This is a genomic window from Cyclobacterium xiamenense (genome assembly GCF_009467825.1).
In the GTDB taxonomy this organism is placed as follows: domain Bacteria; phylum Bacteroidota; class Bacteroidia; order Cytophagales; family Cyclobacteriaceae; genus Cyclobacterium; species Cyclobacterium xiamenense.
Map to the genome: position 1 here is coordinate 16,244 of NZ_WIOK01000048.1, position 12,929 is coordinate 29,172.

At 50.5% G+C, this 12,929-nt stretch carries 8 protein-coding genes; 5 read left to right on the plus strand and 3 right to left on the minus strand.

The features are described from left to right. Positions 1–6: 6 nt before the first annotated feature. The 3 genes from GCU44_RS21795 to GCU44_RS21805 all read right to left on the minus strand — a co-directional run bounded on the left by GCU44_RS21795 (position 7) and on the right by GCU44_RS21805 (position 8,386). Complete coding sequence (locus tag GCU44_RS21795; protein WP_154859515.1) at positions 7–231, minus strand: hypothetical protein; 225 nt, start codon at positions 229–231, stop codon at positions 7–9. 112 nt (positions 232–343) lie between these two features. Further along, positions 344–1,837 (minus strand): tail fiber domain-containing protein, encoded by a 1,494-nt coding sequence (locus GCU44_RS21800; RefSeq protein WP_154859516.1) that lies wholly within the window; start codon positions 1,835–1,837, stop codon positions 344–346. 51 nt (positions 1,838–1,888) lie between these two features. Continuing rightward, positions 1,889–8,386, minus strand: coding sequence for a LamG-like jellyroll fold domain-containing protein (locus GCU44_RS21805; protein ID WP_154859517.1), 6,498 nt, complete (start codon positions 8,384–8,386; stop codon positions 1,889–1,891). 1,253 nt (positions 8,387–9,639) lie between these two features. On the opposite strand from GCU44_RS21805, the gene GCU44_RS21810 reads away from it, so the two are divergent. From GCU44_RS21810 to GCU44_RS21830, 5 genes are all read left to right on the plus strand, one after another. Beyond that, positions 9,640–10,008: a hypothetical protein gene (locus GCU44_RS21810; RefSeq protein WP_154859518.1), complete on the plus strand. Its 369-nt coding sequence runs from the start codon at positions 9,640–9,642 to the stop codon at positions 10,006–10,008. Positions 10,009–10,111: 103 nt separating this feature from the next. Beyond that, positions 10,112–10,408, plus strand: a complete 297-nt coding sequence (locus tag GCU44_RS21815; RefSeq protein ID WP_154859519.1) for a hypothetical protein — start codon at positions 10,112–10,114, stop codon at positions 10,406–10,408. A 249-nt stretch (positions 10,409–10,657) separates the two neighbouring features. Further along, the gene (locus GCU44_RS21820; protein ID WP_154859520.1) at positions 10,658–11,125 is read left to right on the plus strand and encodes a Crp/Fnr family transcriptional regulator; all 468 of its coding nucleotides are present in this window, start codon (positions 10,658–10,660) and stop codon (positions 11,123–11,125) included. A gap of 88 nt (positions 11,126–11,213) precedes the next feature. Beyond that, positions 11,214–11,696 carry a YceI family protein gene (locus GCU44_RS21825; RefSeq protein ID WP_154859521.1) on the plus strand — a complete coding sequence of 161 codons (483 nt, stop codon included), beginning with the start codon at positions 11,214–11,216 and terminating at the stop codon, positions 11,694–11,696. A gap of 442 nt (positions 11,697–12,138) precedes the next feature. After that, positions 12,139–12,594: a hypothetical protein gene (locus tag GCU44_RS21830; protein WP_154859522.1), complete on the plus strand. Its 456-nt coding sequence runs from the start codon at positions 12,139–12,141 to the stop codon at positions 12,592–12,594. The last annotated feature ends 335 nt before the right edge of the window (positions 12,595–12,929 follow it).

Here is a 12,929-nt window from a genome sequence, read left to right on the forward strand (position 1 = left end):
AGGCAGTTAACCGGATGATTTCCTGGCATCATCGCTTTCGGAAGGCATTTTCTGGTTTTGAGGCAGCGAAGGAGACTGGCCGTTTTGCTGCGCTAGTTGTGCCTCGGCCTGCGCCTGCACCTTCCCAATGAGTTCATGCACTTGTACAAACGGAAGTCCTCCCAGTGCATTGAGGATGGTGTTGACTTCTTCCAGCGAGAATTGGAGGGTTAGGGTTGGTTGATTGCTCATGAAGTTTTATCGGTTGATGGATATCGGTTGGTTTCCTGCTTTGGGAAAGGGGGGTGCTTCGATTAGGTTGGAGAGAAGTAACCCCGCTTATTCAGGTAAGTTACGAAACGATTTAGGCATTCGTCAGCCCTTCTATCGCCGCTTCCAGCGCTGCGATTCGCGCATCGTATTCCTGCTTCAATTCCTTGATGGCACCGACCGCCAGGACGCCAAAACTGGCATATTTTAGCGTCAGCGTCGTTTCTTTGGTTGCTTCGTCTTCCATTTCCCCTACCAGCGCGGGGAATAGGGGCTGTACATCCTGTGCCATAAAGCCGATCAGCTTTAGCTTCCGATCCGGTTCGTCTTTCCAATGATAATTTTTGACATCCAGTTGCATCAGGCGGGGAAGGATGTTTTTTTCATTGACGATATTGGTCTTCAGGCGCTGGTCCGAAAACGCATCCCAGTTGGTGTCACCATCCCAGGAAATGCCTTTGTTTGCACCGTGTAAAGATTTAACTAGTTGGAAAACAAGTCGATCGCTCTGTACTGCCATCCGGCATTGGTTGCCCGAACCGGTCAGGCGCAGCGGGGCACCTATTTGTACTTCATTTCCCAGTGGATTGATTCGCAGTGGTTTTGCGCCGTGGGATTGAATCCAGCTGTAATCTTTGTGGTATCCCAGGCGTAGGTTGGAATTTAATCCGGAGCTCGGACCCAGGGTGAGTGTCTGACCGTTGGCGTCCGTCTCGGAACTTATGATGTGTAATTTGGCGATTGGGCTGTCGGTGCCAATCCCCAGTTTCTCATCGGTGAGGACCATAAGGGCCGTTCCTCCAGTTCCGGGGTTAAGACGGGCATCCGTGTGTGCCCCTCCCTTGAACCAGGCAAAGTCTGCATTGCTACGGAAGTACTGGGTATGGCTTTGTACACCGATGCCATAGCCATGGGTACTCCAGGATCCAAAGGTGATAAACTGCTTGGTTTTATTCGCTGAAAAATGCAGGGAGGAGAAGGAAGCGGAGAGTCGGAGCTTGCCGTTGACGTCGAGTTTTTCTTGCGGGCTGGCTGTCCCGATGCCTACCCTTGAATCAGCTGCTGTCGCCAGATTCACGCCCGTTTCGCCGAGGCTCAAATTGGTAAGCTGGGAGCCATCGCCGATAAATTTGGCGGCTTTTACATTGCCCTCCACATCCAGCTTTTCAGCCGGGCTCGTTGTCCCGATGCCAACGCTCCCACCGGCCCCATAATTCCCAGCCAGCGTTAGGGCGGGGACGTTGGTGTAATAGTTGGTCGGCGCATAGAAGTGTACCTGTCCCCGGCCAGCATCTCCCTTATAATTGGTTTGAAATTCAATAAATTTTCGGTTAGCCATCGCCCAGGGCCCATAGTTAACCGAAACCGTATTGCCCGGCTCCAGGGATACGTTGCCATTGGCCTTTATATCGCCCACAATATCCAACTTAGCGGTCGGGTTGCTGGTGCCAATACCAATTTTATCCGTTGGATTGATGGCGAGCGTCAATCCGGCATCACCAGCCACGGCGCTGCTGAGGTCATTCCATTCGGTAAGGGCCAGGCCGTCACCGGATTTTTTGTCTGCTTGCTTTTTGTAAAGTGCCATTTTGCATCAATTATTTTTTGTTAAAAAGAACGGTTCCGTCTCCTTCACCGGTCATGCTTGACCGATATTGAAGTACAGCGCCAGGTAGTAGCTGATCTGCTGCTTATAGGTTTTGAATTCAGGAAGTTGGGTATCTATGATTGTTTCGATTTTTGCGAAAAAGGTACCTGGGTCCGAGACGTTGGTCAGGTAAGGCTCGAATTTTTTGATCAGCATGTAATTGCTTTCGATGCCCGATACCCGCATGGCCTTTTCCAAGGAAGGAGGGGCCTCTGGTTGGAACTCCGGCAGGATACGGCTCACGTAGGTGACCCGGTGCAGGATGCGCCAGCAAGGCTTAGCCTTGTCCACATTGCCGCGCGCCTGCCGCAGGGCCTGCGCGTTGGGGTCGGCGCTTTCGTCCAGCCATATCGGGTCAATGACCTTGGTGAACAAGTCCACGAAATTTTTCCCTTTTGGCTCCAAATAGAAGCTCATGAAACGATAAGCATCCACCACACCGGGCTTGATGAGGCCCTTGGCCAGGCTGCGGCCGTCCATGCCTCCGTATTTGTAGCGCGGGGAGGTGGGTATGCCGACCTTAATGTCCAGCCCAAACGAAGTGCTTGATTTTTTGGTTTTGGATTTGGTGAGGGTAAAGCTGGAGCCGCTGGAGAACATGGTTTTTTGTTCAAAGGAGCCGCCCCCCTCGACGCCCATCGCCGCCCCTAAGCCTCCGCCCAGCGCCAGGCTGGTCTCGTTGGCAAAGGTCTCCTGCTGGGTTTCTGCTACCTCGGTTGATTCCGCGTAGAAGCCGCCCTCTACCGTCCAGACGTAGGTATTGACCAGGTTGCGCTGGCTGCCCATTTTGGCCAAATCGTCTTTCAATTGGGTGTTGTTGTAGCCAACCTGGGTGGCAAGCTGGCCGGCGATCTGATTAAACCCGGAGGCAAACATGGGCCCCCAAACGGGAATGATGGTACTCAGTTGGGCGATGCCCGTGGTTGCCGCTGCCGCATTGAAGTGGGCGTTGGTCTTGGCCACATCGAAGGAATCCTCGAAATACGCCTTCAGTTCCATTTTTTCCCGCTCAATCTGCTTTTTCAGTTGGTAGGCTTCGCGCGGCTTGAAATAGCTGTATTGTCCGTAAGCCCCATGCGCCTGGGGATAGTGGGTGTCTGTGGTTTCGCCAAACTTTCCGTCCAGGGTGCCCTGCTTGGTGTACAGCGGGTTGATGGGGAAGGGTACAATGTTGACATCCTCGGGAATATCGGGATTGGGCCGCCAGAAAATGCTGACCAGGGCATGGTTGTGCGCCAGGCGCAGCAGGTAAATATCAGCCGTTTTTGACTTGACCAGGGCATAGCCGGTATTGCCTGGCTTGTAGTACCGCTTGTCGCCTTGTTCGCCGTTGTCATAGCCGGACATGGCGGCGCTCAGCGAGCGTTCGGTATTTACGCTGGTACCGCGTTCGTAGCTTTGGGCCCGTTTACCCGAGGTCTGCCAATTGGAGGCAACTGCCAACTGTACATCCAAATCGAAGGACAAGCCAAAACCCAGGGGAGCGATCAGGGTGCTAATTCCGATCCCGGTTTTCGCTTCGCTTTCCACCGCCACATTCCAGCCGGCTTCCTTGGAGGTACTGTAATTATAAGCGACCTCCTCCGCCTGCTTGAACTTCGCCGAGTTATCCAATTTAAACGCATAGGTGTCCACATCGCCGTCTTTGCTGACGGGGAAGTTTTCGGCCGGCACTGGGGGCGGTCCTTCGAGAAAGCCCATAACCTGCGGGGCAAACTGCGCCTGACTGTACCATTGGCTTACCAGGTTGCCGACTTTGTAACCGGTCATGCGGTTCCATGCGCGGTCCTCATCGATGAAGGAATAACAGCGTTTCAGGATTCCGTTTAGGGTGCCATCGTCGTTTAGTTGCACATCCCCATATTCCACCATGCCCGGTCGGGATCGTATGTACCCGTTGTAGTCGGTGAGCACTCCGGTAAGCGCCGACCGGACTTGGGGGATTTCCGTAGCAATCGGCGCGGTGGAAAGCACCTCCTTGAGCATGTCGCGGTTGTGGGGCGTTAATTGGATGCTGTTCACACTGGCATCTTGTACCTTCCCTTCGGTTTGGCTCATTGGTGTATCAAAGGTATAGTTGGCTAGCAACTGCTCCCATTCTCCTTTTAAGCGCCCGAAGGCATTGTCCGTAATCTGCTCATTGGTCCGGGGTAGGTTCCATATCCTGATTTCTTCCAGGGTGCCCTTGAAATGACTTTTATACCCGGTACTTGTTTTGATGCCCCCAATACTGAACTGGGACAACCCGGATGCCGTGCTGGCAGTGGGTGCCTCGTGTGCTTCGGGCGTACCATCCACGTAGAGTTGAAATTGGCCTGCCTGGTTGGTTTGAGGGCTGTCTGCCCAGGTACCACCTTGTGCCACGCCATGGTTTTCGCTCACCTCATCGTACAGGTACTTGCCTTTGCCTTCTTCCATGCGCCAATGGGATAGCAGCCCCGCTTTGTTTTCCGGTAAGGAAAAAGCTTCACCCTCGCTCGTGGAAAGGGCGCGGTTCCAGATGCGCACACTGGCAAAGGTGCCCTTGAAGCCGTTGCCGCCCATGACAAAATCCCGGTAGGCCTCCACCTTTTTCCCTTCTACCGCCGTTGATGACGTCCACTTTTGCGTGCTTCCATCTTCCGTCGTGACCAGGAGCGTATGGTAATACTTCGGATTGGCCTCAGACGAAGCCGCACCGTTTCCAAAAACGTTGCCCAGCATATCTGCCTGGGAAAACGCCATTTTGTTTTCCATCTGGTCTTGCTTTTCAGCCATCCCCTTTAGAAGCTCATCGGTGTCTTTGTCGTCCCCTTCGTACCACTTCTCCTCGGATGCGCCCCCTCCGGAAGGTGTACCCTGATCGCTGCCCGTTATGGGGTATTCTGCCTTTGTAGGCTCAGCTTGAGGCTTATTTCTAGACCGTATCAGGGTGATTTTGTAAAACTGATTGAGCGCGCTTAGCTTGGCAGGCCTACTCCTTTTATACCATGCCCCGTGGATCAGCCTGTAGTTAGCGCTGTCCGCTTGTTGGCTGGCTGTAGGAGTCGTGTTCATTTTGATCCAGTCTGCCAATACATTTTCTCCACCCCAATCGAATTGGATTTCCCGGTTGCCGTTGACCGATAAACCGTACTCGCCCTGTTTTTCCAGGAGCATTCCGGTAGCGTCAACCTTCACTAGAGCCTCCAGTGTGAATTCATCGCTGAGCTGCAGGGAACTGTCGTTTCCACAGTCAATGAATGCATCGTTGCTTGGGCCCAGTTGATAGCCCCAGTATTTTTCATGGGTAAAGGCCAGGTGCCGCCAGGGCGCCTTGCCCTCCTGAAGAACTGCGAAGGCATTTTTGCTAACATACTTTTTACCGCCAAGGGTAGCGACGCATTTGTAGCTATCCTCGCCAGTGACGGTTTCAAGCCCCAGGGAATACGATGCACTGCCTCTTTCAAAGTAGATAACGCTTGCCGGATGGTTTAGGCTTGTGGAGGGCTTCACCCAGGCCTCCACGCTCAGCCCTTTTTCAGACGGCTGCAATACCTCTAATTGGCGGTCATCCGCCGTACTGAGCGCGGCTCCATTCGCTGTTGATTTGGGAGTCAGCTCCAGTGCCAGGCTTGCCTCCCAATCTTCCCATTGGCCGATCGCGTTGTTGATGGAATAGAGGTAGTGGAAGGAAGTGTCGATTTCTGTTGTCGGGCTCGTGGTTTCGTTGTACTTGATTCCGGCCTTAAACAGATAGCTTCTGGCCTTTTCCCATTTTGAAGCACTGGCCCCGCCGAGGTGGGCCGGCGTGCTGGTGAAGTGTTTGGAGTAATCGTACGGCAGGCTCACGGACAGGCCTGCTTCCAGGCGATCGATGTGTTGCGTATTGGTATCCTGTACCTCGAAAGTGACCGTGCGCACCTTTGCCACATCCAGTATCAAGGCAATCAGGGATTGTTTGAGTCGTGCCCGGCGGGCTTTTTTATCGGCATCGTTGCCTTCTTTTACTAATTCCAGGGTTAATCCCTCGATCTCCTCGTCTTTCAACACCTCGCCGAGGGCCTCCGGAGTACCGGATAGGGCAGCAGCCTTTAGGTTTGCCACAGCTGGCTGTCCAGCTATTTCTTGTAGTAGCCCTTGATTTTTCAAATAGTCCCACAGACCGTCGATGTCTTTCTCGTCAGTGACCAAGCCGGAAAGGTAGGATTTGTAAAAAATGTCTGCTGCTACTTTGGGCTTTCCGCTTAGAGAGAATGACTTGCCAGCAATACGTAGCATTGGGTTTTCGGCTAAATAGGCCGATAGTTGCCGCAGCGTGGGCTCGTGTATTTTTCCATCGGCTATATGCGCAGCCGAAGCATCGCTTACCCGAAACATCAGGTTGTTGTCCGCACTCGTGCGGAGCTTGAGGGTGCCTTTGCTTCCCGAAGGTTTGAGATAGGCAGCCCTGGGATCGTCGGTGTTGCCCAGCGGCTCCAGCGTACCGAGGGGGAGGTCACCGTCTCCATTCAGGATGGCTGCGATTTGATTGAACCGCCGGGGAAGGTTACGCCATTGTTCTACTTCCTGCTTGTTGTCTTTTGAGGTCATGGTCAGCGTGCAGGCATTGCTGCCTGTTGCCGCAGTTGCCGCCACTTCGATGGCCATGTCCCGGTCAAGGCGCGGCTCCAAGGCTAACGTAGGGGAGACGACCTTTGATTCGCTGTCGGTGATGGATACGCTTTTGCTCCCGGTAGGATTGAAGTACAGCACGAAAAAATTGTTCTTTCTACCTTTAAAGTACAGGTTCACCCTTCCCAGCGAATCATCAAACAAAAAGGGGTCGGTGGCCTCGGCTGCATCCGAATAGCCCTGGCTTTCGCTGATTTCGGCGCTGGTGTAGGCAAATTTCAGCACGCCGCCGCTGGTGCCCAGGCCATTTGGATCAATATCGAGCAGCCGCATGCGTTGCGGGTGTTGCCAGGCTATCCGATTGTTGTTTTCATCCCGGGGGATTTGTTCCAGTGTGCTATACGGGTTTTCATCCAGGGCCTGTACATTGATGTCCGGCATATTGACCGCATCCATCGTCAGGCGGCTTAAGTGGCCGGAAGCTGCCGCAGCAAAATTCAGTGCGCCTATGTATTTGTTGTCATTTTTGTCGGCCAGCCCCATGGCGAGCATGACGCAGGCCTTGTTTTTCATGGGTTTGCCATCTGCGCCCATTTCCTGTTGGTAGTAATAGCAGGAGGTCAGGCCATGACGGATGTGGTAAGGCGAGGAATGAGGAGCCAATTCATCCGCAGGCCCCTGAAAGGCATACTTTTGCTGAAGCACCCCATTCCTCAAATAGTCGGAGGCAATGCTGCTGCCATCTGCCTCGTACGCGATCAGCGGCCACTCGGATGCCGATTCCAGCACAAAATCGTCTTTGCTGACGCCGGTGCGTACGGTGTAAACCACCTCGCTTAGGGCATCCCTTAGCACCAAGCGGGCGTACTCATTCAGGTTGTTGTAGTCAAAGGCGCTGGTCTTCGATAAGTCGTTGGAGATTTCGTCATCGCTTTTTCCTTCGGTCACTTTCGCTTGTATCGTGGTAATGAAGCTGCCATCAAGCGCGTACTTTTCCATGAACTCGGCCACCACTACCTGGGAGTCGCTGGTGTCAAACACGATGCTGTAATCAAATCTGAGGTTAAAGCTGTTTACCTTATTAGTGGCGGCATCGCTGGTGAAAATCTGCCACCGTTGTTCCTCCGAATCTGCGCCGGGTATCAGGAGTACCGAAAAATTTCCATGGGATAAGTTATTGGCAAAAGCCAATTCACGGGTTGGCTCGTAAAAAGGGTTGCCTTCGACGTCTACGGCGGCGAGGGTATCTTTTCGGGATTCGGGTTCTGTTTTGTGGCGGCTGCGCTGATAGCGTATTTCACGGCTTAGTTTCAGTACGGTCCCACTGAGGATAAAGCGGTCCACCAATAGGGTATTGTTTACGATGGCAGGGCTTTCGTTGTCGGGGTGGTCCGCTCCGATAGACTGGCGAAAAATATAAATGTATTTGCCGTCCGAAAGTACTTGAAAAGGCTCCTTTGCCCCGAGCCTCGCCGTACTGGAATAAAAGGCGTCGGTTTTGTCTTTGAGTGCTCGATCGGATAAGACCTTGCCCTCGGCGTCTAGCGGCTTCCCCTCGCTATCGTAGCGGACGATGATTTTTTCGTTTTTGCTGTTGTACCTGTCTATCTGAAAATTGGGCACGACGCCATACCCTACCTGCATGATTTCCGACGGGAACAATAAACGGCTTGCCCCCAGCCCGTCGAAGGCAACCGACGACCAGAAATTTTTATCGTTGTTCCGATCGTTCCCGTCGGGCGTAGTGCTCCGCTGTTCGGTGCTCGACATATTCAACACGCTGTAAAATATCCTTCTATCTCCCCTCATGGCAAAGGAAATTGGAACGCCCTGATGGGATACCATACCCGTGTGCAGGTACACGTGTGTTTCCTGCCTTGTCATGTTTTTGTTGATCAGTGGGGACGTTTGAGGCATAGTGTCAGTCGGTTAATCGTGTTTATGCATTTCGGTAAGGCGCGCAACCGAATGGATGCTTCACAAGCGCAAAACTGCGTGTAGAACCCCATCGCTATGCGGTATTCTGAGCTTAGCGTCGGCTATACAGCCAAACTACGGAAAAGTAACTCGTTGATTTTCACCATTAAATATACTATGTTTTTTTGATTTCGATCAGGAAATTCCAACGAATAGGTACATTATTTTTTAACCCTGCGAATTCGATCAATTTAGCAGATGCCACCTTCGGTATCATTTAGAAAGATGTTTAGCTCCTGCCCAACGAAAATTGCCTATGCGAAGACGAGCAAATTCCCCAACACCCATTGATGTTGCGGGAAGCGTGGTACCGGGTATTTTTCGGCAATAATACAGGCAGGCACGTTTGTCAGTCGTTTAGTTTTAGAGGTGGTTTCCGGAGGATAAGTCGCGTTGAGCATATCTGGTCACGAGCACGCGGTAGGATGGATGACGGTGCAAAATGTGGGCATATCCACTATTTCCCGGTAATCAACGAACTGAACAGACAATGTACCGTATCGAATAGGCGGCAGTATCCCAAGGCGGGCACTCCGTTTTCATCCGTACAAACGCTCCATTTGCGAGGCATTTTATATCGTTTATCCTGTTTCCTCTGACATAAATGGCATCAATCGCGGAAAATTGAGTCTGTAGGTGGGTAAAAATCCTGCTGGATTTTAATGTGGGAAGTCAATGAAAGCAGCCAAAACTATCCCTAACCGAAAAAGTAGCAGCAGGCGAAAACGAAAGGGTCGATCCGGAAGACCACCTGGCGGGAAGATATGAGGAAATAATCGGGAGGGTGGGCATAGAATCGGGGCGATACTGGTACTTCCCGTGGGCAAGGAAGCCTCGTGGAAACTGCCGCAGGGGTTTATTGAGCGGAGTTACCAGAGATTACACCACCGAAATGGCAGGTAAGGTGAGTTCCCAAAACGTATTCATGAAAAATCGAGAAAACACCTCTAGCAGACGCATCGGGGCCTTATGATGTTTAAAGCCCGGCAAAGTGGTACCTACCATTCTGCGAGCAACCTTTTATCGTTCATCAACGTCTAAGTCCAACGAGATTATGGTCCTAAAAGTAAAGAAAGGCTTTTTGAAAAGCGAAGACAGCCGACGGTGGCAAAGTTAATTTATCCCCGCAATACTTTTAGTTGGGTCATACCTTGCTCAAAACCAATAGCTTAACTATACTTACCGTAGAATCGATGAAAATAAATTGTAGATACCCGTTATTGGCACTATTCGCAGGACTATTTTTTAGCTGCGATACCGAAGAAATTTCTCCCACTATATTTTTTGTGCAGGAGATGAGTGATCCCACCATTTATACCGACTTGTTTGCCTATGAAAATGGGCGCCTGGTAAATTTCGATCGGCTTTTTGGTGAACGGATTGAAACCAGCACGAAGTTTTACTATTCCGACAAGCAATTGACGCGGGTTGAAATCGAACGAGATCAGGGATTGGAACAGCTGATTGAGCTATCGTATGGAGCGAATGGTTTTTTGAAAAGAAGAAAAGGTAACCACGAAACAAAATGGTGGTATTACAGAGATTCGGGTTGGGTTATTTAGCTACAGCGATGGGAGGATCTCGTCCATAAAGTATTCGTATGAAGGCGTCGACCATAAACCTACGGAAACCGTATTCGAGTGGAGCAATGGCAATATTACCCAGATGGATTTTTATGTAATTGACGATGAATACACGTACCTGGCCAGCAGTAAAAGGATGAGCTATGATGCTAAACGGAATTTTTCTAACCAGGACATCGCTTTTGTTTACCGGGTAATGGGCGGGGAGGAAACCCTAATTTCCAGAAATAACGTGGTAGCGGAGATTGAAAAAGTAGGGGATTTAATCAGTAATACCGGAAGATACGACTTTACGTACAACGATGAGGGGTACCCGATCGGATATACTAAGACAATTGGTTTGCAAGCATACAACCCTATTCAAATTACCTATAGATGATGAAGCCTGCGGGCACTGCCAAAAAGCATGACGGGGCCGGTTTACTCGTAGCGAAAGCTGACTGGTAGCACGCGGTGAATCAGGACTTGCGGATATTCCCGGCCAAATGTTGTTGGATCAAGCGCCTTGATCGTCGTTCAACTACAATTGCACAGCGTAATTTTCAGGGTTTCCTGGACTTTTGCGAATGCTGTGTGGCTGGGAGGACCTGCATACCCGGCTTAATAACCTACTGCACCGAAATCGACCATGAAAAAAATAGAGGTAAAAAAAGGGCAAATTCTCCAAAGAAAAGGAGACGTAAACAGCAAACTTTACCGGGTTGAGTCCGGCTTGTTACGCAGTTATTCCATCAGCGATAAGGGCAAAGAGCATATTTACATGTTTGCCCCGGAGAATTGGATCATTGCTGACAGCGTGGCGCCCGATGAACCCTGTGATTTGTTTATTGATGCCATCGAACCGTCCATTGTTTGGCAGGAAGACAAAGCGCAGCACCTGGCGCACGATGTGCCCAAGTTGATAAAACGCATCAACGTGCTGCAGAAACGGGTCATCATGCTGATGTGTGCCTCTGCCCTCGAGCGATACGAGCATTTTCTGGCCACCTACCCGGATATCGTGCAGCGGGTGCCTCAAAAAATGATCGCCTCTTACCTCGGAATAACACCCGAAGCGCTTTCTACCGTTCGCAGAAAACGTCCCCAAAAAGCTTAATTTCCGTTTCCATTCCACACTTCTTAATCTACATTAATGCACCGGCGATACGCGTACACTACTTTTGCCCGAACGAAACAATTTTCTTATGGCATCCAACTCATTTACCATTGACACCGCAGACGCATTCGTAACCTTTCAGGTGAAAAAACTTGGGGTTTTCACCATCAACGGTAAGATTACTGATTTTACAGGTGGCGGTTCTTTTTCAAAAAACGCCCTCACTGACGCCCATTTCAAGGCTAGCACTGGCCCGTCTAGCATCGATACAGGCAGTTCGAAACGGGATGCCCACCTAAGGAGCAAGGATTTTTTCTTCCTCGATAAGCATCCAAAAATTTGTTTCCAATCTACTTCCATCCACTCAGATAAGGAAAGCTACCTGGCTACTGGAAATCGTACCCTGCTGGGGGTTACCAGAAAAGTGAGCATTCCATTCGAATTTTCCGAGGGCGTGTTTACCGGTCAATTCCCCATCCAACGATCGGACTTTCAACTGGGAGAGAAATTCCCTGCGTTTATTGTGGGGAATACGGTAAAGATTTCCATCCACTGCAAAATCAAAAAGTGATTTACCGATGAATGAAAAAACAATGGATATCCTGGCATGGCTGTAAAAAAAAACGCGAAAAACAGGGCAGGATAGCCTCGTGTCCTTCCAGGTGGCAAGCGCGAAAAGCCGCCCCGAACTGCGGGTGGTGAGCAGCTACGTTCCCCTTTTTCTAGGCAAACAGTGGATCAAATTTCGAATTTCCTTTACGGAACCACTGCTATAAAAGAAACAAAACGATTGAATACGCTTTAACCACCGAATTTTAGCAATATCTAAGGCAATTTAGCCTTTTTCCGGACCACTAGTAATCGCTATGACCATGAAATCGAGCCTGCCTACCGGACTACCGGACAGGCAGGCATGACGTGCCCGTCACACACTGGAATGACTATCAGACATGCGAGATTCCCTGTCTGCCGACAGGCAGGCATGTGACCATTAACGAACGAATTATAGACACATGAAATACACGACCATTTTACTGAAAACAAGTGCCCTACTTTGGATCGTATGGGGTCTGGTACACGTCCTTGCAGGCGTAATGACCATGAAAGGCGTGCTAACCCAAGATATTAGTGAGGCTATTATCGGGATTGCCGATGCGGTGAATCCCGAAAGTCTGAGGATGGACTATCCAAAAGCAGCGGGGGCGGTTATTGGGCAACATGGATTCAATCTGCTGTGGATTGGACTGGTTACCTTCATTTCTGCATTTTTTATCTGGAAGGGGTATAAACCCGCGATTTTCCTGGCAGCCATTTGCGGTGGTCTTGCCGATTTGGGGTACTTTTTGTTCCTGGACCTTGGCGGCTATGTCCATTTTGTGCCAGGTACGATCATGACCTTGATTTCCGGTGCGGCCATCCTACTCAGTTTTTATGCCCATTTAAAAACGAAAGCGACTTATCGGTCATGAGGAAATTCGTCTCTTTACAGGCTGTATTTGTTCGGAACGTTTTGTAATTGTATTTCTTTTCGCCTGGGAAGCGCGCGCAGCTTTCGGGATTCCGTCTGGCGAGACTATAAGAACCATAGCCCTGGGGAAAGGCCTTTGGTAAAATTGCTGCGTAATTGCGCAATGCTTCCCCCGCATGCATTGGTAAAATGCGAGGAATCGTTATCTTGTTCGGTTTAACTATAGGTCTTTGCCACTCAATGCTATTAAGTTAAGAAAAAAACAGCTCTAGAGGCCAAAATAAGCCGGTTTTCCTTATGAAAACCGGCTTGCTTTAAGTAACTTAAAGCTTCTAA

Coding starts and splice junctions, on each gene's coding strand:
- GCU44_RS21800 (WP_154859516.1), bottom strand. CDS start 1,837: ATGGCACTTTACAAAAAGCAAGCAGACAAAAAATCCGGTGACGGCCTG.
- GCU44_RS21820 (WP_154859520.1), top strand. CDS start 10,658: ATGAAAAAAATAGAGGTAAAAAAAGGGCAAATTCTCCAAAGAAAAGGA.
- GCU44_RS21810 (WP_154859518.1), top strand. CDS start 9,640: ATGAAAATAAATTGTAGATACCCGTTATTGGCACTATTCGCAGGACTA.
- GCU44_RS21815 (WP_154859519.1), top strand. CDS start 10,112: ATGGATTTTTATGTAATTGACGATGAATACACGTACCTGGCCAGCAGT.
- GCU44_RS21830 (WP_154859522.1), top strand. CDS start 12,139: ATGAAATACACGACCATTTTACTGAAAACAAGTGCCCTACTTTGGATC.
- GCU44_RS21805 (WP_154859517.1), bottom strand. CDS start 8,386: ATGCCTCAAACGTCCCCACTGATCAACAAAAACATGACAAGGCAGGAA.
- GCU44_RS21795 (WP_154859515.1), bottom strand. CDS start 231: ATGAGCAATCAACCAACCCTAACCCTCCAATTCTCGCTGGAAGAAGTC.
- GCU44_RS21825 (WP_154859521.1), top strand. CDS start 11,214: ATGGCATCCAACTCATTTACCATTGACACCGCAGACGCATTCGTAACC.